Origin of the sequence: Streptomyces soli (assembly GCF_003999195.1) — a bacterium.
In the GTDB taxonomy this organism is placed as follows: Bacteria; Actinomycetota; Actinomycetes; order Streptomycetales; family Streptomycetaceae; genus Actinacidiphila; species Actinacidiphila soli.
In genome coordinates, this window is the sequence record NZ_RJVR01000292.1 from 59,296 (window position 1) to 82,942 (window position 23,647).

19 protein-coding genes and 1 pseudogene are annotated in these 23,647 nt (G+C 70.4%); 15 read left to right on the forward strand and 5 right to left on the reverse strand.

Annotated elements, in window-relative coordinates; translation table 11 throughout:
• The first annotated feature begins 80 nt into the window (after positions 1 to 80).
• Positions 81 to 1,139: a LacI family DNA-binding transcriptional regulator gene (locus EFK10_RS32325; protein ID WP_127359224.1), complete on the forward strand. Its 1,059-nt coding sequence runs from the start codon at positions 81 to 83 to the stop codon at positions 1,137 to 1,139.
• On the opposite strand, the gene EFK10_RS32330 is transcribed toward EFK10_RS32325, so the two are convergent.
• A complete protein-coding gene (locus EFK10_RS32330; protein WP_127359198.1) occupies positions 1,099 to 2,394 on the reverse strand; it encodes an ROK family transcriptional regulator in 1,296 nt (431 codons plus the stop codon). The two genes, EFK10_RS32325 and EFK10_RS32330, sit on opposite strands and share 41 nt — an antisense overlap.
• A 139-nt stretch (positions 2,395 to 2,533) precedes the next feature.
• Here EFK10_RS32330 and EFK10_RS32335 point away from each other — a divergent pair, with 139 nt between their 5' ends.
• The 5 genes from EFK10_RS32335 to EFK10_RS32355 are packed head-to-tail and all read left to right on the forward strand — an operon-like array spanning position 2,534 to position 9,366.
• A complete protein-coding gene (locus EFK10_RS32335) occupies positions 2,534 to 3,847 on the forward strand; it encodes an extracellular solute-binding protein (RefSeq protein ID WP_127359199.1) in 1,314 nt (437 codons plus the stop codon).
• A gap of 11 nt (positions 3,848 to 3,858) precedes the next feature.
• Positions 3,859 to 4,881 (forward strand): carbohydrate ABC transporter permease, encoded by a 1,023-nt coding sequence (locus EFK10_RS32340; RefSeq protein WP_127359200.1) that lies wholly within the window; start codon positions 3,859 to 3,861, stop codon positions 4,879 to 4,881.
• A complete protein-coding gene (locus tag EFK10_RS32345) occupies positions 4,874 to 5,743 on the forward strand; it encodes a carbohydrate ABC transporter permease (protein WP_127359201.1) in 870 nt (289 codons plus the stop codon). Before EFK10_RS32340 ends, EFK10_RS32345 begins: the two co-directional genes overlap by 8 nt.
• 20 nt (positions 5,744 to 5,763) lie before the next feature.
• Positions 5,764 to 7,131: a GH1 family beta-glucosidase gene (locus tag EFK10_RS32350; RefSeq protein WP_407647195.1), complete on the forward strand. Its 1,368-nt coding sequence runs from the start codon at positions 5,764 to 5,766 to the stop codon at positions 7,129 to 7,131.
• Between the two features lie 60 nt (positions 7,132 to 7,191).
• Complete coding sequence (locus tag EFK10_RS32355) at positions 7,192 to 9,366, forward strand: discoidin domain-containing protein (RefSeq protein WP_127359202.1); 2,175 nt, start codon at positions 7,192 to 7,194, stop codon at positions 9,364 to 9,366.
• Between the two features lie 401 nt (positions 9,367 to 9,767).
• Here EFK10_RS32355 and EFK10_RS32360 read toward each other — a convergent pair whose 3' ends face one another.
• The 3 genes and pseudogenes from EFK10_RS32360 to EFK10_RS32370 form a co-directional block, all read right to left on the reverse strand.
• Positions 9,768 to 10,409, reverse strand: a complete 642-nt coding sequence (locus EFK10_RS32360; protein WP_127359203.1) for a hypothetical protein — start codon at positions 10,407 to 10,409, stop codon at positions 9,768 to 9,770.
• Between the two features lie 70 nt (positions 10,410 to 10,479).
• Positions 10,480 to 10,898 (reverse strand): annotated as a pseudogene (locus EFK10_RS32365) (NAD(P)/FAD-dependent oxidoreductase); the annotation flags it as partial.
• Positions 10,895 to 11,308, reverse strand: a complete 414-nt coding sequence (locus EFK10_RS32370) for an arsenate reductase ArsC (RefSeq protein WP_127359204.1) — start codon at positions 11,306 to 11,308, stop codon at positions 10,895 to 10,897. The pseudogene EFK10_RS32365 and the gene EFK10_RS32370, both read right to left, overlap by 4 nt.
• A gap of 83 nt (positions 11,309 to 11,391) precedes the next feature.
• Between EFK10_RS32370 and EFK10_RS32375 the strand changes: the two genes are divergently transcribed.
• A complete protein-coding gene (locus EFK10_RS32375; RefSeq protein WP_127359205.1) occupies positions 11,392 to 11,706 on the forward strand; it encodes an ArsR/SmtB family transcription factor in 315 nt (104 codons plus the stop codon).
• A gap of 19 nt (positions 11,707 to 11,725) precedes the next feature.
• Entirely contained in the window at positions 11,726 to 12,493 is a 768-nt protein-coding gene (locus tag EFK10_RS32380; protein WP_240677612.1) for an aquaporin, read from the forward strand.
• On the opposite strand, the gene EFK10_RS32385 is transcribed toward EFK10_RS32380, so the two are convergent.
• Positions 12,430 to 12,792, reverse strand: a complete 363-nt coding sequence (locus EFK10_RS32385; protein WP_127359207.1) for an ArsR/SmtB family transcription factor — start codon at positions 12,790 to 12,792, stop codon at positions 12,430 to 12,432. The two genes, EFK10_RS32380 and EFK10_RS32385, sit on opposite strands and share 64 nt — an antisense overlap.
• 75 nt (positions 12,793 to 12,867) lie before the next feature.
• Between EFK10_RS32385 and EFK10_RS32390 the strand changes: the two genes are divergently transcribed.
• The 7 genes from EFK10_RS32390 (at position 12,868) to EFK10_RS32420 (ending at position 23,512) form a co-directional block, all read left to right on the forward strand.
• A complete protein-coding gene (locus tag EFK10_RS32390) occupies positions 12,868 to 14,229 on the forward strand; it encodes an FAD-dependent oxidoreductase (protein WP_127359208.1) in 1,362 nt (453 codons plus the stop codon).
• A gap of 30 nt (positions 14,230 to 14,259) precedes the next feature.
• Positions 14,260 to 14,706 (forward strand): ArsI/CadI family heavy metal resistance metalloenzyme, encoded by a 447-nt coding sequence (locus EFK10_RS32395; RefSeq protein WP_127359209.1) that lies wholly within the window; start codon positions 14,260 to 14,262, stop codon positions 14,704 to 14,706.
• Positions 14,707 to 14,972: 266 nt separating this feature from the next.
• Positions 14,973 to 16,787: an APC family permease gene (locus tag EFK10_RS32400; protein WP_127359210.1), complete on the forward strand. Its 1,815-nt coding sequence runs from the start codon at positions 14,973 to 14,975 to the stop codon at positions 16,785 to 16,787.
• Positions 16,788 to 17,291: 504 nt separating this feature from the next.
• On the forward strand, positions 17,292 to 17,507 hold the full coding sequence (locus EFK10_RS32405; RefSeq protein WP_127359211.1) for a type A2 lantipeptide: 216 nt from the start codon (positions 17,292 to 17,294) through the stop codon (positions 17,505 to 17,507).
• Between the two features lie 107 nt (positions 17,508 to 17,614).
• On the forward strand, positions 17,615 to 18,418 hold the full coding sequence (locus EFK10_RS32410; RefSeq protein WP_127359212.1) for an HlyD family efflux transporter periplasmic adaptor subunit: 804 nt from the start codon (positions 17,615 to 17,617) through the stop codon (positions 18,416 to 18,418).
• On the forward strand, positions 18,415 to 20,673 hold the full coding sequence (locus EFK10_RS32415) for an NHLP family bacteriocin export ABC transporter peptidase/permease/ATPase subunit (RefSeq protein WP_265737579.1): 2,259 nt from the start codon (positions 18,415 to 18,417) through the stop codon (positions 20,671 to 20,673). The genes EFK10_RS32410 and EFK10_RS32415 overlap by 4 nt, the downstream gene beginning before the upstream one ends.
• A gap of 1 nt (position 20,674) precedes the next feature.
• Complete coding sequence (locus EFK10_RS32420) at positions 20,675 to 23,512, forward strand: NHLP bacteriocin export ABC transporter permease/ATPase subunit (RefSeq protein WP_127359214.1); 2,838 nt, start codon at positions 20,675 to 20,677, stop codon at positions 23,510 to 23,512.
• Positions 23,513 to 23,647 lie beyond the last annotated feature (135 nt).

The following is a 23,647-nucleotide window of genomic DNA, read 5'->3' on the forward strand; positions in this document are numbered from 1 at the left end:
ACGACTTCGGCGGCGTCTGGTTCGACCTGGAGCCGCACGGCTGGAGGGAGAGCGTTCTCCCGGGGTGCTATAACGCTGCCATGAGCGATGCTGCGCCGGTCGAGGGGCGGTCTCCGACGCTGGAGGACGTGGCGCGGGTGGCCGGGGTGTCCCGGGCGACCGTGTCGCGGGTGATCAACGGAGTGCGCAACGTGGATCCGGCGATCCAGGAGGTGGTCCGGCAGGCGGTGCGGACCACCGGATACCTGCCCAACCGCGCCGCGCGCTCCCTGGTCACCCGCAGGACGGGCACCCTGGCGCTGGTGGTGTCGGGGGCCGGCGCGGACCGGAAGGGGCAGCGGGCGGCGGTCGCCGGGCGGGTGTTCGGGGATCCGTTCTTCGGGCGCTTGGCGGCCGGGGTGGTCGACTGGCTGCGGCCGCGCGGGGCGGCGGCCGTGCTCCAGTTCGCCGAGACCGAGCGGGAGCGGGAGCAGGTGGTCGGCTTCCTGCGCCGGGGCGGGGCCGACGGGGCGCTGATCGTCTCCACGCACGCGGAGGACCCGCTGCCCGCGATGATCGTCGAGGCGGGTGTGCCGGCCGTGCTGTTCGCGCGCCCGGCCCGCCCGCTGCCGATCAGTTACGTGGACCTGGCGCACCGCGGCGGCGCGGAGCTGGCCGCCGAGCGGCTGCTGGCCAGGGGTTGCCGGCGGGTCGCGACGATCTGCGGGCCGCTGGACGTACCAGCCGGGCAGGACCGGCTTGCCGGGTTCCGGGACGCCATGGCGCGGCACGGAAACGCGTACATGCCCATAGCCGAGGGCCGGTTCACCCAGGAGAGCGGCGAGACGGCGATGGAGCGGCTACTGACGGACCACCCGGACCTGGACGGGGTGTTCTGCGCCAACGACCTGATGGCGCGCGGTGCTTGTCAGGTGCTGCGGGAGCACGGCAGGAGCATCCCCGGTGATGTGGCCGTCGTGGGGTTCGACGACAGCAGTGCGGCGCTGGTCTGCCGGCCGCCGCTGACGACCGTCCACCAGCCGGTGGAGGAGATGGCGGCCGAGATGGCCCGGTTGCTGGTCTCGCAGGTCGAGCAGCCGGGACGGCCGGTCACCTCGGTCATCTTCGAAGCGTCCCTGGTGGTACGGGAGTCGGCCTGACCTGCACCGAGGGATCGGACGCCGCCGCACCGCCGCGCTGCAGGAAGTCGGCGAGCGGCAGGGTCGCGGCGCCCAGGGTGACGGCGTCGGCGCCGAGCCGGCTGAGCTCGATGGCAGCGCGCCCGGCCGGGTAGTGCAGGGCGTACGCCTCGGCGTGGCCGCGTACCTCGGGCAGCAGCGCCGGGCCGAGCAACAGTCCGGCCCAGCCGCCGATGAGGATGCGTTCCGGTGCGAAGAGGTTCACCAGGGTGGCGACGCCGGCGCCCAGGTACTCGGCGGTCTCGGCGAGCAGGGTGGCGGCGGCCGGGTCCGGGCGCTGGCCCCGGGAGCGGGGTCGGGCCGCCGCGATGAGGGCGGCGAGGGCGGTCTCGTCGTCGCCGTCCGGGGCCTCGCCGCCCGCCTCGTACCAGCGCTCGAGGATCGCCTCGGCGCCGACGTACGCCTCCAGGCAGCCGCGCGCGCCGCAGCGGCAGCGGCGTCCGCCGACCTGGACCGTGGTGTGGCCCCACTCGATCGAGTTGCCGCCGACGGCGCCGCCGAGGGTGCCGCCCTTGACGATGCAGGCGCCGACGCCCGAGCCGAGCAGGGCGACGGCCACGTCGCGGGCGCCCTGTCCGGCGCCGAACCAGGTCTCGGCCTGGCCGAGGGTCTTCGCGCCGTTGTCGACGTGGACGCGTACGTGGGCGGGGATGCGGGCCTCGGCGCGTACCACGGCTTCGAGGGGGACGGCATCCCAGCCGATCGTCTGGCCGTGGACGACCGCGTGGCCGTCGGCGCCCGGCACGACCATACCCGGCACGCCGATGCCGACGCCGAGCAGCCGGTCGGGGCGGGCCCCGGTGTCGCGGAGCAGGTCGGCCATGGCGTCGAGTATGTGCCGCACGATCCGGTCGGTGTCGTATACGTGCCTGCTCAGCAGGCGTTCCGTGAGGGCGACCTCGGTGAGGGACAGGTCGAAGAGCGCGGCGCGGACCCGGGTCTCGCCGACATCGATCCCTATGACGCAGCCGTGACCGGGGGCGACGCGCAGCAGGGTACGGGGGCGGCCGCCGTCGGAGTCCACCGCGCCGGCTTCTTCCACCAGCCCTTCGGCGACGAGATCGCCGACGACGTTGCTGATGGACCCGGAGCTCAGACCCGTCGCCGGGCCGAGCTCCTGCCGGCTCAACGGTCCGGCGAAATAAAGTCGTTGCAGAACCGCAGCTCGGCTGCCCCTTCGCAGGTCACGTACCGTCCGGCCGTTGCGCTCGCCCATGCGATTCCTCTCCCGCTCCGCAACACATTGTGCCGGGAGTCTTGACCGCAGCTTCCTTCGCGTCTTAACTCACGCATTAAATTAAGCCGTGAGGCCAGTTCTGTCGAACCTGGCCGACCCCTGGAAGGGGCACAACCCGATGCGCATGATCAGAGCCGCCGCCGTAGTCTCCACCGTCCTCGCCCTCGCCGCCGCCTCGGCGGGCTGCGGCGGCGGCAGCGACACCTCCGGCGGGGGCGGTGGTTCCCCCAAGACGCTGACCTACTGGGCCAGCAACCAGGGACCCAACGTCGAGGCCGACAAGGCGACCCTCACCCCCGAGCTGAAGAAGTTCGAGAAGCAGACGGGCATCAAGGTCAAGCTCGAAGTCGTCCCCTGGAGCGACCTCCTCAACCGGATCCTGGCCGCGACCTCCTCCGGCCAGGGCCCCGACGTGCTCAACATCGGCAACACCTGGTCCTCCTCGCTCCAGGCCACGGGCGCCCTGCTGCCCTGGGACGACAGCCACTTCCAGCAGATCGGCGGCCGTGACCGGTTCACCGACTCCGCGGTAGGCTCGGCCGGCGCCGCGGGCAAGGACCCGGCGGCCGTCCCGCTGTACTCGATGGCGTACGCGCTCTACTACAACAAGAAGCTCTTCGCCGACGCGGGAATCTCCACGCCACCCGCCACCTGGGACGAGCTGGTCGCCGACGGCAAGAAGCTCACCAAGAGCGGGCAGTCCGGCCTCGGTCTGGAGGGGGCCAACCTCTCCAACAACATCCACCAGGCCTTCGTGCTGGCCAAGCAGCACGGCGGTGACTTCTACGACTCGGCCGGCAAGCCGACCTTCACCTCCCCCGGCGCGGTCGCGGGTGTGAAGCAGTGGGTCGACTTCATGGCCAAGGACAAGATCGTCGCCACGGGCAGCGCCGAGTACGCCCAGAACCAGACCCTGCAGGACTTCGCCAAGGGCAAGACGGCGATGGTGCTGTGGCAGACCGCGGCCAGCACCTTCAAGTCGTACGGCATGAAGGACAGCGACTTCGGTGTCGCCCCCGTTCCCGTCCAGTCGGGCACCCCGGGCACCGGCCAGCAGACGAACTCCATGGTCGCCGGCATCAACATGGCCGTCTTCAAGAACTCCAAGAACGTCGACGGCGCCGTGAAGTTCGTGAAGTTCATGACCAGCGACGCCGAGCAGATCATCCTCAACAAGACCTACGGCTCGATACCGCCGGTCAAGTCGGCGCAGACCGACCCGGCGTTCAACACCACGGCCATGAAGCCGCTCCGCGAGGCCCTCGCCACCAGCGCCACGCCGCTGCCGCAGGTCCCGACGGAGTCGCAGTTCGAGACCGCCGTCGGCACCGCGGTCAAGGGCCTGTTCGCCGACGCGGCGGCCGGGAAGCCCGTCACCACCGCGTCCGTCAAGGCAGCGCTGGACAAGGCCCAGCAGCAGATGCAGCAGTGAGAGGCCGGAGCATGACACCCCCCACCACGGCTGCCGCCGACGAATCCCAAGCAGCCGCGGCCGACTCCGGCCCGCCCCGCTCGGCCAGTGGCCGGCGGGGCGGGCCGGGCCGCCGCCCGCGCCAGGCAGGCCGCCTACGCAACCTGAGCCTGCCCTACATGCTGCTGCTCCCGGCGATCCTCCTGGAGCTCCTGGTCCACCTGGTGCCGATGATCCTCGGCATCGTCATGAGCTTCCGCGGGATCACCCAGTTCTTCATCCGCAACTGGACCCAGGCGCCCTGGGCCGGCCTGCACAACTTCCGCATCGCGCTGGACTTCAACGCCCCGATCGGCCAGGCGCTGCTTCACTCGTTCTTCGTGACCTGCGCGTTCACCGCCCTGTCGGTCGGCCTGTGCTGGCTGCTCGGGGCATTCGTCTCGCTCATGATGCAGGACTCCTTCCGCGGCCGGGGCGTGCTGCGGACGCTGTTCCTGGTCCCGTACGCGCTGCCGGTCTACGCGGCGGTGATCACCTGGGCGTTCATGTTCCAGCGGGACAACGGCCTGATCAACCACGTACTTCACGACCAGCTCCACCTCACCTCCGACCGGCCGTTCTGGCTGATCGGGGACAACAGCTTCTACGCGCTGCTCATCGTGTCCGTGTGGAAGGGCTGGCCCTTCGCCTTCCTGATCATCACTGCCGGTCTGCAGAACATCCCACGGGAGCTGTACGAGGCCGCCGCGATCGACGGCGCGGGTATGTGGCAGCAGATCCGCCGCATCACCATGCCCTCGCTGCGGCCGGTCAACCAGGTGCTGGTGCTGGTGCTGTTCCTGTGGACCTTCAACGACTTCAACACGCCGTTTGTGCTGTTCGGCAACTCCGCGCCGGAAGCCGCCGACGTGATCTCCATCCACATCTACCAGGCGTCCTTCGTCACCTGGAACTTCGGCTCCGGCTCGGCGATGTCCGTCCTGCTGCTGCTGTTCCTGCTCGTGGTGACGGCCGTCTATCTGCTCGCCACCTCCCGAAGGAGGCAGGATGTCTAGGGCCGCCGCTCACGTCAGTCCCATGGCCCCGCCCCGGTCCTTCATCTGGACCCGCAGGGTCGGGCTGTCGCTGATCTCGCTGTTCGTCCTGGTACCGGTCTACGTCATGGTGAGCAGTTCGCTCAAGCCGCTGCAGGACGTCTCCGGGGCCTTTCGCTGGCTGCCGAGCGGGCTGACCCTGCGCCCGTACTTCGACATCTGGCAGACCGTGCCGCTCGCCCGGTACTTCGGGAACTCCCTGATCGTGTCGGGCGCTGCGACGATCTGCTCGGTGATCGTCGCGATCTTCGCGGCGTACGCGGTCAGCCGGTACCGATTCCGCGGCAAGCGGGTCTTCACGGTGACCGTGCTGTCGACGCAGATGTTCCCCGGCATCCTCTTCCTGCTGCCGCTCTTCCTGATCTTCGTCAACATCGGCAACACGACGGGCATCGCGCTGTACGGATCGCGCGGTGGCCTGATCCTCACTTATCTCACCTTCTCCCTGCCCTTCTCCATCTGGATGCTCATCGGGTACTTCGACTCGATCCCCCGGGACCTGGACGAGGCCGCCCTGGTGGACGGCTGCGGCCCGCTGCGCGCCCTGTTCCGGGTGGTCGTTCCGGCGGCCACCCCGGGCATCGTCGCGGTCGCCGTCTACGCCTTCATGACCGCATGGGGCGAGGTGCTCTTCGCCTCCGTGATGACCAACGACACCACCCGCACGCTCGCCGTCGGCCTGCGGGGTTACGCCACTCAGAACGACGTGTACTGGAACCAGGTCATGGCCGCGTCACTGGTGGTGAGCGTGCCCGTCGTCGCCGGATTCCTGCTGTTGCAGCGCTACCTCGTGGCCGGCCTCACCGCCGGAGCCGTCAAGTGATCACGCCCGAAAGGACCCCCGTGACAGAGCCTCTGAACGAGCTCGACTGTCTTCCCGCCGACTTCCTCTGGGGCGTGGCCACCGCGTCGTACCAGATCGAGGGGGCGGTGGCGGAGGACGGCCGCTCACCGTCCATCTGGGACACCTTCTCCCACACCCCGGGCATGGTCCACCGCGGCGACACCGGCGACGTCGCCTGCGACCACTACCACCGCTGGCGCGAGGACATCGGCATCATGGAGCGGCTCGGCGTGGACGCCTACCGCTTCTCCGTCGCCTGGCCCCGGGTGGTGCCGGGCGTCGACGGCAAGGTCAATGATGCCGGGCTGGACTTCTACGACCGCCTCACCGACGGCCTGCTGGCCGCCGGCATCACCCCCTTCCCCACCCTCTACCACTGGGACCTGCCGCAGGTGCTCCAGGACCGCGGCGGCTGGCCCGAGCGGGAGACCGCCGAGCGCTTCGCCGCGTACGCGGGGACCGTCGCCGAGCGGCTCGGGGACCGGATCCAGAACTGGTGCACCCTCAACGAGCCGCTGTGCTCGTCGTGGATCGGCCATCTGGAGGGCCGGATGGCGCCGGGGCTCACCGATATCACCGCCGCCGTACGCGCCTCATACCACTTGCACCTCGGCCACGGCCTGGCCGTCCAGGCGATTCGGGCGGCCGTCCCGGACGCCCAGGTCGGCATTGTCAACAACCTCAGCCCCTGCGAACCGGCCAGCGACAGCCCCGAGGACCACGCCGCCGCCGTCCGCGCCGACGGCCACAACAACCGCTGGTGGCTCGACCCGATCCACGGCCGCGGCTACCCGCAGGACATGCTGGACCTGTACGGAGTCGACCTGCCCGAGAAGCCCGGCGACCTGGCGACGATCGCCACGCCGCTGGACTGGCTGGGGGTCAACTACTACTTCCGTACGGTCGTCGCCGACGACCCCATCGGACCGCTGCCCAACACCCGCCAGGTGGACCCGGCCGGCGCCCGTCACACCGGGATGGACTGGGAGGTCCACCCGAACGGCCTCGAGACGCTGCTGATGCGGCTGACCGAGGAGTACGGCGTACAGCGGATCTTCGTCACCGAGAACGGCTCCGCCTACCCGGATGTCGTACGCGCCGACGGGACCGTCGACGACCCCGAGCGGACCCGCTTCCTGGAGGAGCACCTGGCCGCCTGCGCGCGGGCGCTCCGCAAGGGCGCCCCGCTGGCGGGCTACTTCGCCTGGTCGCTGCTGGACAACTTCGAGTGGGCGTACGGCTACGAGAAGCGCTTCGGCCTGGTCCACGTCGACTACGAAACCCTGCGCCGCACGATCAAGGGCAGCGGACACCGTTACGCCGATCTCATTCAAGCCCACCGCGCCCGGGCACGCCGCGCGGCGTAAGGAGCACCACCGCACACACCCAACCGCACAGCACCTCCACCCCCCGCACAGGAGAAGCTGATGAGACCCATATCCGGCACCACCCCCCCACCCTTCAGAGCGACGGTCCTTTGGGCCGCCCTGGTAGCCCTCCTCGTCGTGCTCGTCGCGCCGCTGGGGGCCACCAGGGCGGCGGCCGCCACCTGTGGCACCGCCAACGCCGCGCAGGGCAAGACCGCCACCGCCTCCTCGGCCGAGAACAGCAGTTTCGTGGCCGCCAACGCGGTGGACGGCAACACCGGCACTCGCTGGTCCAGCGCGTTCAGCGACCCGCAGTGGCTCCAGGTGGACCTGGGCAGTTCGCAGACGATCTGCCAGGTGGTGCTCAACTGGGAGGCAGCATACGGAAGTTCATACCAGATCCAGGTCTCGGCCAACGCCTCGACCTGGACCACGGTCTACTCGACGACCACCGGGCCCGGCGGGAATGAGACCCTCTCGGTGAACGGGACGGGCCGCTACATCCGCCTGTACGGCACGGCGCGGCACACCGCGTACGGTTACTCACTGTGGGAGTTCGGCGTACACACCCTCAGCGACGGCACGGTCATCCCGGGCGGCGGCGACCTCGGCTCCAACGTGATCGTCTTCGACCCGTCCATGACCGACATCCAGTCCAAGCTGGACTCGGTCTTCGCGCAGCAGGAGACGGCCCAGTTCGGTACCGGCCGCTACCAGTTCCTGTTCAAGCCGGGCACCTACAACAACATCAACGCCCAACTCGGCTTCTACACCTCGATCTCGGGCCTGGGTCTGTCGCCCAACGACACGACCTTCAACGGGGACGTGACGGTGGACGCCGGCTGGTTCAACGGCAACGCCACGCAGAACTTCTGGCGTTCGGCGGAGAACCTCACGCTCAACCCGGTCAGCGGCACCGACCGGTGGGCGGTCGCCCAGGCGGCACCCTTCCGCCGGATGCACGTCAAGGGCGGCCTGAACCTGGCGCCGACCGGCTACGGCTGGGCCAGCGGCGGCTACATCGCCGACAGCCAGATCGACGGCGCGGTGAGCCCGTACTCGCAGCAGCAGTGGTACACCCGTGACAGCTCGATCGGCAGCAACGCCAACGGCGTGTGGAACAACGTCTTCTCCGGCGTCCAGGGCGCTCCCGCGCAGAGCTTCCCGAACCCGCCGTACACCACCCTCGACACCACCCCGGTCTCGCGGGAGAAGCCGTTCCTGTACCTGGACGGCAGCGACTACAAGGTCTTCGTACCGGCCAAGCGCACCAACGCCCGCGGCACCTCGTGGGCCAGCGGTACAACGGCGGGCAGCTCGATTCCGCTCAGCCAGTTCTACGTGGTCAAGCCCGGAACCACCGCGGCGACCATCAACGCGGCGCTCGCCCAGGGCCTCAACCTGCTCTTCACCCCGGGCGTCTACCACGTCGACCAGACCATCAACGTCACCCGTGCCGACACGGTCGTCCTCGGCCTGGGCCTGGCGACGATCGTCCCGGACAACGGCGTGACGGCGATGAAGGTCGCCGACGTGGACGGCGTCAAGCTGGCCGGCTTCCTCATCGACGCCGGTGCGGTCAACTCGCCGGTGCTCCTGCAGGTCGGCCCGGCCGGCTCGTCCGCCAGCCACTCGGCCGACCCGACCACGGTCCAGGACGTGTTCGCCCGGATCGGCGGCGCCGGCGCAGGCAGCGCCACCACCGCCGTGGAGATCAACAGCAACGACACGATCATCGACCACACCTGGCTCTGGCGGGCCGACCACGGCACCGGCGTGGGCTGGAACACCAACCCGTCCGACTACGGCCTGGTCGTCAAGGGCAACAACGTGCTGGCCACCGGACTCTTCGTCGAGCACTTCAAGAAGTACGACGTCGAGTGGAGCGGCCAGAACGGCAAGACGATCTTCTTCCAGAACGAGATCGCCTACGACGCGCCCAACCAGGCGGCCATCCAGAACGGCAACACCAAGGGATACGCCGCCTACAAGGTCGACGACACGGTGAACACCCATGAAGCATGGGGGGTCGGCAGCTACTGCTACTTCAACGTCGATCCGACCATCGTCATGGACCACGGCTTCGAGGTCCCGGTCAAGTCCGGGATCAAGATGCACGACGTCCTGGTGGTCTCCCTGGGCGGCCAAGGCCAGTACAACCACGTCATCAACGACACCGGCGCGGCCACCTCGGGCACCTCGACCACGCCCTCGACGGTCACCTCGTACCCGTAAGGCCGGGTGCGTAAGAGGCCGCGCGAATAGGTGGGGTGGGTGATGGAGCGGGGCGAGGGGCAAGTCTGGCAAGGCGGTGGGGGCACTCTCCCCCAGACTCCGTCCGGTGGGGGTGCTCCCCCTGGCTTCGCCGGGGGCACCCCCACCGGCGAAGCCAGGGGGAGGACCCCCACCAGCCGCCAGGGCTGGGGACGTCGTCGACCGACGACAACGCCGCCAGGCGCCGCCCATCGGCACGCGACGCCGCCCCACCTATTCGCGCGGCCTCTAAGTCAGTAAGCAGTTCATAGCGGCAGCCGGCGCCCCGTGTGGGGCGCCGGCTCTGCTTACAGCCCCCGGTTCCGGCTGCCGTCGCTCAGCCGGGCAGGCCTCCCGGATCGGTCGCCCAGAAGCTGGGATGATCAGGGTCCGACGCTCTGATCCCGCTCGTACGCCCGCAAGGTCACGGAGGCGCCCGGCCACGGCTGTCCGTACGGCCGGAGCCGGCGCCAGTCGTACGGCGGATGACCGAGCTTGGGGCGCAGACGGTCGTAACCGTTGCTGACCACCCAGACCCCCACGCAGGCGACGATCAGGACGCGGCCCACGACGTCGGCCGGCGTGGATCCCGGCGCGATCAGGCCGCCGACTCCCGCGGTCCACAACCAGTAACCCAGCAGCGGGTAGACGACCAGCTGATGCCAGATCTTGGTCGGGGCGATCGCCTGCTCGCGGGTGAAGAATCCGGCCCGCAGCTCGCCACGCCACTGAAACAGGCCGAACCCGAACCATCCGATGAGCGAGGCCAGCCCGAACCACGGACCCGCCGCCCCGGTCGGCGCCGTCCCGTGCATGCGCTGGACGCCGAGTGCGACCGCCGCGGCCAGCAACGGATCGCCGAGCACGACCGCGACGAACCCGCTGCGCGCCCCCATCAGCCGCCGCTCCAGCACCAGAGCCAACAACCACAATGCCCCCGGAGTGACGGCCAGCGACGCCGCGGCCGCGACCCAGGGGCCGTGCTCCAGCGGCACCCCGAGCCAGGGGATATAAAACCCTCTCACATCAGTTACGAACTCCGGCGGGCCCACCTGGATTCCCCCGGCACCGGGCCGGCTTACCCAATTCTCAACCAAATCCCGCACACCCCCTTCCGGTTGGGCGTGCAGAAGGGAGGTTGAGTTTGCGGTGCCGGGAGCCGCTGGCGACGATGATCGCCTTCGCGCGGTGGAGGGTGCCTTCGGAGTCGGTGACGGACTTGGTGTCACCGTCCAGGTCGACCGCGATCACGTCGTCCGGGATCAACCTCGGAGCCGAAGCGCTCCGCTTGGGCCCGCATGTTCTCCATGAGGTCGGGGCCCATGATGCCGCCGGGAAGCCGGGAAGTTCTCCACCTCGGTGGTCTGCATCAGCGCGCCGCCGGCGGTGACCGAGCCCTCGAAGACCAGCGGCTCCAGCGCGGCGCGGGCACTGTAGAGCGCGGCGGTTTAACCGGCCGGGCCGGACCCGATGACGATGACCTCGCGTACGTCGCCTGCTTCTTCCGCCGTCATGACGCGGACGCCGGGGCGATCTCGGCGATCAGGGCCTCGATGCGCGCCTTGATCTCGTCCCGGATGGGCCGTACGGCCTCGACGCCCTGGCCGGCCGGGTCGTCCAGCGTCCAGTCCAGGTAGCGCTTACCGGGGAAGACCGGGCAGGTGTCGCCGCAGCCCATGGTGATGCAGACGTCGGACGCCTGAACGGCCTCGACCGTGAGGACCTTGGGGGTCTCGGCCGACATGTCGATGCCGACCTCCTTCATCGCCTCGACGGCCGCTGGGTTGACCGTGTCGGCAGGGTCCGAGCCGGCGGAGCGGACCTCGACGCGGTCTCCCGCCAGGTGGGTCAGCCAGGCGGCGGCCATCTGGGAGCGGCCGGCGTTGTGGACGCAGACGAAGAGCACGGACGGCTTGTCGGACATGGAGGTCTCTCTTGTCTCGCTATGTCTCGTGACGGAAGGAGCCGAACTCGCGTCAGCTCCGACTGATGTGACAGTATCAGCCCATGATGACGTCAGCCGACACTGACCTGATCCGGGTACTGGCCGACCCTCTCAGGCTCCGGATCGTGACCCTGCTCGCCCGCGAGACCCTGTGCACCACGCATCTCGTGGAGGAGACGGGCGCGAAGCAGACCAACCTCTCCAACCACCTGCGGGTGCTGAGAGAGGCCGGGGTCGTGGAGACGGAGCCCTGCGGCCGGTTCACGTACTACCGGCTGATGCCCGACGTCATCGACACACTGGCGGCATCCTTCGCCGAGCTGGCCGTCACCGCTCGCGCCACCGCCGAGAACAACACCAGACGCGCCTGCCCGTGATCCGCACCGAGGAGTCCTGTTGACCGCCACCAGTCCCCAGCGCGCGCCGCTCACCCGCCGGGCCGCCGCCGAGTTCGTCGGTACCGCGGCGCTGGTCGCCGTCGTCATCGGCTCCGGCATCCAGGCCACCGAGCTCAGCACGGACGTCGGCGTACAGCTGCTGGCCAACTCCCTCGCCACCGTCTTCGGCCTCGGCGTGCTCATCGCGCTGCTCGGCCCGGTCTCCGGCGCGCACTTCAACCCCGTCGTGACCCTGGCGGAGTGGTGGACGGCCCGGCGCGGCGGTGCCGGAGTCACTTCGCGCGAGGTGGCCGCGTACGTCCCGGCCCAGGTGGGCGGGGCGATCGGCGGGGCGATCCTGGCCGACGCCATGTTCGCGGAGCCACTGGTGAGGTGGTCCACGCACGACCGCTCGGCCGGACACCTGCTGCTGGGCGAGGTCGTGGCGACGGCCGGCCTGGTCCTGCTGATCTTCGGGCTTGCCCGCACCGACAGCCTGCGCTTCGCGCCGGTCGCCGTTGCCTCGTACATCGGCGCGGCCTACTGGTTCACCTCTTCCACGTCCTTCGCCAACCCGGCGGTGACCATCGGCCGGGCCTTCTCCGACACCTTCGCCGGCATCGCCCCGGGCTCGGTACCCGGCTTTGTCGGCGTCCAGTTGGTCGGCGGCGTCCTGGGCCTGGCCCTGGTCGCGGTCGTCTTCGGGCGCGGGGCGGTGGACCCTCAGCCGTCGACGCCCGCGAGCAGTCCGGCCATGGCGGCGAGCACGCCGGGCGCGACACGGTAGTAGACCCAGGTCCCGCGGCGCTCGGAGTCGAGCAGGCCGACGTCGCGCAGCTTCTTCAGGTGATGGCTGACGGTGGGCTGCGAGACGCCCACGTCGGAGATGTCGCAGACGCACGCCTCGCCGTCCGGGTGTGAGGCGACGCGCGAGAAGAGACGCAGTCGAACCGGGTCGCCGAGGGCCTTGAACATCGCCGCCATCCGGATGGAGTCCTCCTCCGACAGGGCTGCCGAGGTCAGCGGCGGGCAGCACGGCGCGACGGCGTCCAGGGGCGGCAGCTCGACAGTCTTCAGATTCGACATGTGTCTATGTTGACATCCATCGATGCAAAGTGCCAGGCTCCATTACATCGACAAACATCGAAGCAAGGAGTCGACGTGACCAGCTCGACCACCACCGCCCTCCCCGTCGTCGTCATCGGTGCCGGCCCGATCGGCCTGGCCGCCGCAGCCCATCTGCTGGACCGGGGCCTGGAAGCGCTGGTTCTGGAGGCCGGCCCGGGCGCCGGTGCGGCGGTGCGGGAGTGGGGACACGTACGACTGTTCTCCACCTGGGCCGAACTGATCGACCCCGCCGCAGAGAAGCTGCTCGCCCCCACCGGCTGGGTCCGCCCCGCCGCCGCCTACCCGACCGGCGCCGACTGGGCCGACCGCTACCTGCAGCCGCTCGCCGCCGCCCTCGGCGACCGCGTACGGTACGGGGCCCGGGTGACCGGTGTGGCCCGCGCCGGGCGCGACCGCGTGGTCGACTCCGGCCGCGAGGAGCAGCCCTTCACCGTCCACCTCACCACCGCCGACGGCACCGAAGAGCGCGTCACCGCCCGCGCCGTCATCGACGCCTCCGGCACTTGGACCACCCCGAGTCCGCTGGGCGGCGACGGCCTGCCCGCCCTTGGTGAGCGCGCGGCCGCCGACCGCATCGCCTACCGCGTCCCCGACCTCAACGACCCGGCCGCCCGCGCCCGTTACGCAGGCAAGCGCACCGCCGTCGTCGGCTCCGGGGCCTCCGCCTTCACCGCCCTGGCCCAGCTCGCCGGCCTCGCCGAGGACGCCCCGGGTACGCACGCGGTGTGGATCCTGCGCCGGACCATCGGTACCAGCACCTTCGGCGGCGGCGAGGCCGACCAACTCCCCGCGCGGGGAGCGCTGGGCCTGCGGGCCAAGGCCGCCGTCGAGGCCGGCCAGGCGAGCGCGGTCACCGGTTTCCGTACCGCGGCGGTCGAGAACGACGGCGAGCGGCTGACTCTCGTCGCCGAGGACGGCCGCCGCACCGAACCGCTGGACGAGGCCATCGTCCTCACCGGCTTCCGCCCCGACCTGTCCCTCGTCGCCGAACTCCGCCTCACCCTCGACGAACGCCTCCAGGCCCCGGTGGAGCTGGCCCCGCTCATCGACCCCAACGTCCACTCCTGCGGCACCGTCTACCCCCACGGCGTCAAGGAACTCGCCCACCCCGAGCAGGACGTCTACCTCGTCGGCATGAAGTCCTACGGCCGCGCCCCCACCTTCCTCGCCCTCACCGGCTACGAGCAGGTCCGCTCCATCGCCGCCTCCCTCGCCGGCGACCACGCCGCCGCCACCCGCGTCGAACTCACCCTCCCCGGAACCGGCGTCTGCGGCGGCGCCGGTCTCTTCGACGACCCCACCTCCGCCCAGGGCACCGACAGCAGCAGCTGCTGCGCCGCCCCGGCCACCGTGCAGATCGGCACCGGCGCCCCGACCACGCCCGGCGGCTGCTGAACCCACACCCCGCCCATCAGGAGGCCCGCCATGTCCCGCGTACAGCTCGCTCTCCGCGTCCCCGACCTCGAGGCATCCATCGCCTTCTACACGAAGCTGTTCGGCACCCCGCCCGCCAAACTCCGCGACGGCTACGCCAACTTCGCCATCGCCGAGCCCCCGCTCAAGCTCGTCCTCCTCCAGGGCGAAGCCACCGAGGACACCCGCATGGATCACCTCGGCATCGAAGTCGACTCCGCCACCGCCGTCACCGACGCCACCCGCCGGCTCGCTGCCTCCGGCCTGCCCACGACCGAGGAGGCGGACACCACGTGCTGCTACGCCCTCCAGGACAAGGTCTGGGTGCACGCGCCCGGCCAGGAGCCCTGGGAGGTCTATGTCGTCAAGGCCGACGCCGACACCCTCACCCGGCAGCAAGACGGCACCGGCTGCGCGGCTTCACCCGAAACCGCTGACGCCACCTCCGGCTGCTGCTGACCCCACCGTGGCTATCGGCCTTACGTCAGCTCCGAGGCCCGGAGGACCGCTCGGGCCTCGGAGCCGTCGATGCGCTCGGCCAGGCGCCGCAGGACGTCAGAGCCGGAGGCCCAGGGTAGAAACGGGCACCCGCCCGCATCCGGGATATTTGACGGGTCTCTGACGCCTCGGCGCCAACCCTTGGCGTGGCCTTGACGCCCGGGGCCCCCGCTGCCGGGCAGAGTGTCCCGAAAGAGCTCAGACGCACACTGTTCCGTGAGGTATCCATGGCGTTCGGCCTGGCACGCCGCGAATTGCGACCGAAGGTTCCGCTCCGTCCCGGGGAGGGCGACAAGAACCACCTGACCAGTCTGGAGGGGCTGGCCGCGCTGTCGTTGGACGCGCTCAGCTCGGTCGCGTACGGCCCCGAGGCGATCGTGCTCGTCCTGGTCGCCGCCGGGAGCGGGGCGCTGTCGGCGACGCTGCCGATCACGCTGGTCATCTCGGCTCTGCTCGCGGTGCTGGTTGTTTCGTACGGCCAGGTGATCGCCGTGCACCCGGACGGCGGCGGCGCGTACGCGGTGGCCAAGAAGGACCTCGGGCCCTGGCCGAGCCTGCTGGCGGCGGCGAGTCTGGTCGTCGACTACGTCCTCACCGTCGCGGTGAGCCTGGCCGCCGGTGCCGCCAGCCTGGCTTCGGCCTTCCCCGCCCTCAGTACGCACCTGCTCGCCGTCTGCCTGGTGGGGCTCGCCCTGCTCACGGCGGTGAATCTGCGGGGCATCGCCGAGAGCGCGAGGGCGCTGATGCTGCCCACCGTGCTGTTCATCGGGAGCATGCTCGGCATCATCGTCGTGGGGCTCATCCGCTCGCACCCCGCAGCCGTCGTCGGTACCCCGGTGCCCGTCCACGCCACGGAGGCGCTGAGCGTCCTGCTGCTCCTGAAGGCGTTCTCCTCCGGCTGCTCCGCCCTGACCGGGGTGGAGGCCATCGCGAACGCCGTACCGTCTTTCCGCACGCCACGGGTCAAGCGGGCCCAGCGCACCGAGCTGATGCTCGGCGCGCTTCTCGGGGTGATGCTGATCGGTCTCGCGATCCTGATCCGCCGCGACCACGTGGCTCCGCGCGGCGGCGTCACGGTCCTCGCCCAGCTCACCGCCGGGGCGTACGGAACCGGATGGGCCTACTACGCGACCAACATCGTCGTCACCCTCGTCCTGCTGTTCGCCGCCAACACCAGCTTCGGCGGCCTGCCGGTCCTGATGAGCCTGCTGGCCCGCGACCACCGGCTGCCCCACCTGTTCGGGCTGCGCGCCGAGCGTCCGGTCTACCGGTACGGCGTCCTGGCCCTGGCCCTGCTCGCGGCCGTGCTGCTCGTCGCCGCGAACGCCGACACCCATCGGCTGATCCCGCTCTTCGCCATCGGCGTCTTCATCGGCTTCACCATCAGCCAGGTCGGCCTGGTGCGGCACTGGGCCACCGAGCGGCCGCCCGGCTGGCTGCGCCGGGCGCTGATCAACGGCATCGGCGCCCTGCTCACCGCCCTGGCCGGCCTGGTCCTGCTCACCACCAAGTTCCTCGAGGGCGCCTGGGTGGTCGTCGTGGCGGTACCGCTGCTGATGCTGCTCTTCGCCCGGATCCAGCGCTACTACGACGCGGTCGGCGCCGAACTCGGCCTCGGCCGGATCCCGCCCCCGCCGCAGCGCACCACCAGCCTGGTGATCGTGCCCGTGGGCGAGGTCAGCAAGCTCGCCCAGCACGCGCTGACCGCCGCCCTCGCTCTCGGCGATGAGGTGGTCGCGGTCGCCGTTCACGCCGATCCCGCCAGGGTACAGGTGCTGCGGGAAAGTTGGGACCGCTGGAATCCCGGGGTGCGGCTGGAAATCCTCGACAGCCCGCACCGGTCGCTGGTGGAGCCCATCGTCGAGTACGTCCGGCATGCGGCTAGCGACGGACGGCAGGTCGCCGTGCTCATCCCCGAGGTCGAGCCGAGGCACCGCCGCTACCAGATCCTCCAGAACCAGCGCGGCATCCTCCTGGCCACCGTCCTGCGGGCGCGCACCGACGTCGCGGTCTGCATGCTGCCGTACCGGCTACGCCTGTGAACCGGCCCTGCGGGGTCAGACGATGAGCACCGCGGTCGTCCAGCAGGCGAGCAGCAGCACCATGACCCGGCGATCCGGCCCCCGCTGGCGGGGGCCGGATGCGAGCCGAGCGTCGCCGGCGCCGGACTCCGGGCCTCCTCATGCGAACGCCTCTCCCGACCGACCGGTAACCGGGCGCACTATCTTCAGTAAATCCTCACACTGTGCACGCCGACGCCATATGAGTGCTGACGGGAGGTCGGTCGAACGCCCTCTGTGCGGGGCCTTTGAGGCGGAGTGCCCAATTCGCTGAGGTGGACGCGATCAGCTCATGTGCGGATGTTGGCACCAAGTCGTGGACGGGCCGACACACCCGTGAAGTCATGAATCCGAATGCTATTCGAACGGCCCGTCCGTCATTGGTCGTACGACCTGACGACATGCTTTGATCCTGTCCGGCGGCGGGACTTCTTCGAAAAACTGTTCGCCACTTTGAGAAGTATCCACTTGAAGGGAAGCCCCATCATGAACGTCACCCCCCAGGTTGAGACCCGCGAGATCTCCGACGCCGACCTGGACAACGTCTCCGGCGGTCTCATCGGCGGTCTCGTCAGCACCGCGACCGGCACCCTCGACTCCATCGCCCCGGTCTCCAGCACCCTCGGTGGCGTCGTCGGCACCGTTGAGGGCCTGACCGGCGTCAACACCTCGGTCGCGACCGGCCTCATCTCCGGCCTCTGAGACGGATTCACCCCGTGAGCCCCGGAACCTTCCGTTCCGGGGCTCACGGGCGCCGTTGCGGCGTTGTGTCCGTATAGCGACGAATGCAGTTGTGAGGGAAGAGTTCCGTGCAGTTTCGCCAAAAGGCACTTTCCAAGCTGCAGTCGCCCGAGGAACTCGAACTGCCGGTGCGTTTCGCCCGGCCGCAGGGCCTGCTCGTGCTGTCCGTCACGATTGTGGTCCTGGCCGCCGCGAGTTTCTGGGCCGTGACCGGCTCGGTCTCGTCAAAATTGAACGCGTCCGGAATTCTCACCCACGGGCAGGGCAGCTACATCCTGCAAAGCCCGGTCGCGGGACAGGTCGTCCAGGTCCTCGCCAAGGAGGGTGAGCAGCTGGCCGCCAACGCGCCGCTGCTGAAGGTCCGTACCCAGCAGGGGGACAGCGTCGTGCGCACCCTGGCCGCGGGCCGCGTGACCGCGCTGGTCGCCACGATCGGCACCGTCGTCACCACGGGGGCGAACGTGGCCGCCGTGGAGCGCGTCGCCCGGGCCGACGACCAACTCGTGGCGACCCTGTACGTGCCGGCCGGCAGCGCCTCGTCGGTACCGGTGGGCGCCTCCGTGGACCTCACGGTCGAGTCGGTGCCGAAGGACCGGTACGGAGTTCTGCGCGGCCATGTGAAGTCCGTCGGCCGCACCTCCGAGTCGGCGCAGCAGATCGCCGCCTTCCTGGGCGACAGCCAACTGGCCGAGGAATTCGGGAAGAGCCGGCCGGTGGCGGTCCTGGTACGGCTGGACACGTCGGCCGCCACCAAGTCGGGCTACCGGTGGTCCTCGTCCTCCGGACCGCCGTACGGGATCGACTCCATGACCCTGACCAGCGGCGCCGTCCACCTGGCCGCCCAGCGTCCGATCGATTGGCTGCTCCCGTGACCGCACCGCCCCAGCACAGACAGCAGCAGTTGCCGCCGGCGGGCCGCCGCAAGCACAGCCCGGACCGCGGACGACGCGCCCAGCCGAAGCCGAAGGGGCGCAGGCAGAAGACCGTACGCACGCCCACGGTGCTCCAGATGGAGGCCCTGGAGTGCGGCGCGGCCTCGCTCGCGATGGTGCTCGGACACTACGGTCGCCATGTGCCGCTGGAGGAACTGCGCATCGCCTGCGGCGTCTCCCGCGACGGCTCCCGGGCCAGCAACCTCCTCAAGGCGGCTCGCAGTTACGGCCTCCGGGCCAAGGGCATGCAGATGGAGACGGCGGCGCTGGCCGAAGTGCGCGCCCCGGCGATCCTGTTCTGGGAGTTCAACCACTACGTCGTCTACGACGGCATGGCACGCCGCCTCGGCCGCCGCGGCGTACAGATCAACGACCCCGACAAGGGCCGCCGCTTCGTGCCGGCCGAGGACTTCGACACCAGCTTCACCGGGGTCGTCCTGACCTTCGAACCCGGCGCCGACTTCCACAAGGGCGGCCGCAGGCCCGGGATCCTGCGCGCGATGCCGGCGCGGCTGCGCGGCACCACCGGCACCATGCTGGCCGCACTGGTGGCCAGCCTCCTGCTGGTCGCGGTCGGTGCGGCGCTGCCCGCGCTCAGCCGTACGTACATCGACATGTTCCTGATCGGCGAGCAGAGTTCGCTGCTCGGCGTCCTGTTCGCCTCGATGGCGACCATGGTGGTGCTCACCGCTGTACTGACCGCTCTCCAGCAGGCGAATCTGCTGCGCGGCCGCATCATCTCCTCCACCCTCAGCAGCGCCCGCTTCCTGCACCATCTGCTGCGGCTGCCGGTCACCTTCTTCACCCAGCGCAGCCCCGCCGACCTCGTCCAGCGCCTCCAGTCCAACGACGCGGTCGCCGAGACCCTGGCCCGCGACCTGGCGTCCGCCGCCGTCGACGGGGTCGTGGTCGTCCTCTACGCCGTCCTGCTGTGGACGTACGACCCCCAACTCACCGTCCTCGGCGTCGGGATCGCGCTGCTCAACGTGGTGGCGATGCGGGTGGTGATACGGCTGCGGGCCACCCGCACCCAGAAGCTGCGGGCCGACACCGCGCGGCTGACCAACACCTCGTACACCGGCCTCCAGCTGATCGAGACCATGAAGGCCACCGGAGGCGAGAACGGGTACTTCCGCCGCTGGGCCGGGCAGCACGCCGCCACCCTGGAGGAGCAGCAGCGCCTCGGGGTGCCGAGCGCCTGGCTGTCGGTCGTCGCGCCGACCCTGGCGGTCCTCAACAGCGCGCTCATCCTCTGGATCGGCGGGCTGCGGGCGGTGGAGGGCCATATCTCGATCGGTCTGCTGGTCGCCTTCCAGGCCCTGGTCACCCGCTTCACGGCGCCCGTCACCCGGCTGAACGGAGTCGCGGGCCGCATCCAGGACTTCGCCGCCGACGTGGCCCGGCTGAAGGACGTCGAGAGCTTCCCGGTGGACTCCCTCTACTCGCGCCCCGAGCCGGAGGCGAGCACCCGCCGCCTCAAGGGGCACGTCACGCTGGAGAACGTCACCTTCGGCTACAGCCCGCTCGACAAGCCGCTGCTCTCCGGCTTCTCGCTCTCCGTCGCGCCCGGGCAGCAGGTCGCGCTGGTCGGCGGCTCCGGCAGCGGCAAGTCGACGGTCTCCCGCCTGATATCCGGCCTCTACAGCCCCTGGGAGGGCGTCATCCGCATCGACGGGACACGCCTCGACGAGATCTCCCGCAGTGCCATGGCCGCCTCCGTCTCCTTCGTCGACCAGGACGTCTTCCTCTTCGAGGGCACCGTGCGCGACAACGTGGCGCTGTGGGACCCCTCCATCCCCGACGAGGCCGTGGTCACCGCCCTGCAGGACGCGGCCCTGTACGACGTCATCACCCGCCGCCCCGGCGGCATCCACAGCCGGGTCGAGCAGGACGGCCGCAACTTCTCCGGCGGGCAGCGGCAGCGGCTGGAGATCGCCCGGGCACTGGTCCGCCGGCCCAGCATCCTGGTCCTCGACGAGGTGACCAGCGCCCTGGACGCGGAGACCGAGCAGATCATCATCGACAACCTGCGGCGGCGCGGCTGCGCCTGCGTGGTGATCGCCCACCGGCTCAGCACCGTGCGCGACAGCGACGAGATCGTGGTGCTCGACCACGGGTCGGTCGTGGAGCGCGGCCGCCACGAAGAGCTGGTCGCCGCCGGGGGCGCGTACGCCGAACTGGTCAAGGAGCACTGACGTGATCCCCGTTCAGCACTCCTCCGCCGTCGACGACCCGGTGACCGCCGCTCTCGGCGGCCTCGGCACCCCCGTCGACTGCACAGGCCTGCGCAGCATCAACCTGGAGGGCCCGCACGTCCTGTGGCTGGTGGTGGCCGGCGCCATCGACCTGTTCGCGGTCGACGCGGCCCAGCAGGGCCACTGGCACTTCCTCGGCCGCCTCGAACCCGGCACCCTGCTCCTCGGCCCGGTCGAGGGGCCGCAGCACACCCTGGTCGGGCGGCCGTTGCAGAACTGCTGGCTGCGCCGGATCCAGCTGCGCGAACTGTACCGGGCCGAGTACACCGAGCCCTGGACCTACGGCAACCAGTTCGACACCGACCAGGGCCAGGCCCTCAGCCTGCTGGAGCAGGCCTTCGCGCTGGGCGTCGGACGTAGCCAGCGCGTTCTGTACGAGGCCCCGCTGGATGGCCGTACGACTGCCGACGAAGCCGTCGCCGACGACGACATCCTGTGGCTGCCGGTGCTGCCGGGCAGCGTGCAGTACGGCGCGGCGTACTCCGCGGAGGCCGCCGGTGACCTGCTCGTCGACGGCTCGATGTGGCAGGGCATGGTCAACCAGCAGCACCGGCTGCTGTCCACCCTGGACCGCTGGATCGAACGCCTGGAGCGCGCCCACGAGGACCGTACGGCGGCCGGCATCAAGGCGGGCCAGGCCGTGCGCGAACAGGCCGACCAGGCACTGCTGGACTCCATCGCCAAGTCCAGGAAGGCGCCCTCCCGTACGGCCGGGACCTCCGACGACACCACGTACGCGGTCTGCAAGCTCGTCGCGCAGGCCACCGGGATCACCCTCACCCCGCCCTCGGAGAGCGGCGCGGAGAGCGACCGGATGGACGCGGTCGACCGCATCGCGGTCACCTCGCGCGTCCGCACCCGGCCGGTCCGGCTCGACGGCCGCTGGTGGCGGGAGAACACCGGTCCCCTGGTCGGCCACCGGGCCGCCACCGGGGTCCGGGTCGCCCTGCTGTGGCGGCGCGGCGGGTACGAGGCGGTCAACCCGTTGAGCGGCAGCCGGATCCGCGTCACCGCGGACAACGCGGATGAGTTCGCGGAGCGCGCCGTCATGTTCTACCGCCCGCTGCCGGACAAGCCGCTCAGCCCGCTGCGGCTGCTGCGCTTCAGCCTGCGCGGCACCCGGGCGGACCTGCGCAACCTGATCCTGAGCGGTCTCGTCACGGTCGGGCTCGGCGCGCTGGTGCCGATCGCGACCGGCCAGGTGCTCGGCACCTATGTGCCGGACGCCGAGACCGGGCTCATCGTCCAGTTCTCGCTGGCCATCATCGTCACCAGCGTCGTCTCGGCCGCCTTCATGCTGCTGCAGAGCCTCACCATCCTGCGGATGGAAGGCCGTATCGAGGCCACCCTGCAACCCGCCGTCTGGGACCGGCTGTTGCGCTTGCCGACCGCCTTCTTCGCCGAACGGTCCACCGGTGAACTGGCCAGCGCGGCCATGGGCGTGAGCGCAATCCGCCGGGTGCTCACCGGGGTCGGCCCGGTCGCCGTCCAGTCGGTCACGGTCGGCGCCATGAACCTCGTACTGCTGCTCCTCTACAGTGTGCCGCTGGCGCTGGCCGCCATCGCCATGCTGGTCGTCATCGCCGCCGTCTTCCTGGCGATGGGCCTGTGGCAGGTGCGCTGGCAGCGCCGCCTGGTCGAGCTCGGCAACAAGCTCAACAACCAGGCCTTCCAGACCCTGCGCGGACTCCCCAAGCTGCGCGTCGCCGCCGCCGAGAGCTTCGCGTACGCCGCCTGGGCACGGGAGTTCGCCCGCAGCCGCGAACTCCAGCAGCGCACCGGCCGGATCAAGAACCTCACCGCCGTCCTCAACGCGGTCTATCTGCCACTCTGTTCGCTCGTCATGTTCATGCTGCTGGCCGGCCCGGCCCGCGGCTCCCTGTCGGCCAGCGCCTTCCTCACCTTCAGCACCGCCGTCACCATGCTGCTGACCTCGGTCACCCAGCTCACCGGCGCACTCGTCTCCGCGGTCGCCGCACTGCCGATGTACGAGCACATCAAGCCGGTGCTCGACGAGGCACCCGAGGTCCGCGGCAGCAGCACCCAGCCCGGCGCGCTGTCCGGTGGCATCGAGGCCCGAAAGCTGTCCTTCCGCTACACCGACGACGGCCCCCTGGTCCTCGACGACGTGTCACTGGAGGTCCGGCCCGGCGAGTTCGTGGCGATCGTCGGCCCCAGCGGCTGCGGCAAGTCCACCCTGCTCCGCCTCCTCATCGGCTTCGACAAGCCGTCGGCGGGCAGCGTCCTCTACGACGGCCAGGACCTGGCCGCCCTCGACCAGGCAGCGGTCCGCCGCCAGTGCGGCGTCGTCCTGCAGAACGCCCAGCCCTTCACCGGTTCCATCCTGGACTGCATCTGCGGCACCGAGACCTTCACCCAGGACGAGGCATGGGAGGCCGCCGCGATGGCGGGTCTCGCCGAGGACATCAAGCGCATGCCGATGGGCCTGCACACCATGATCTCCGGCGGCGCTACCATTTCCGGCGGCCAACGCCAGCGCCTGATGATCGCCCAGGCCCTCATCCGACGCCCGCGCATCCTCTTCTTCGACGAGGCCACCAGCGCCCTGGACAACGAGACCCAGCGCATCGTGATCGAGAGCACCCGGGCCCTGCGCGCCAGCCGCGTCGTCATCGCCCATCGGCTCTCCACGGTGATGGACGCCGACCGGGTGATCGTCATGTCCGAGGGCCGGGTCGTCCAGCAGGGCCGACCGGCAGATCTGCTCGCCGACCAGAGCGGCCGACTGCACGAACTGGTCCGCCGCCAGATGAGCTGATCGCCGCAAGCCTGTGCGGCCCTTTCGGGATCGCCTGAGAGCCTGTCGGATGACCTCTGATCGGGCGGCCACGCCTCCCCCAGCCTGGCGGCTGGGAGGTGCCCCCAGGCACGCACGCTTCCCGCGTTGCCGAAA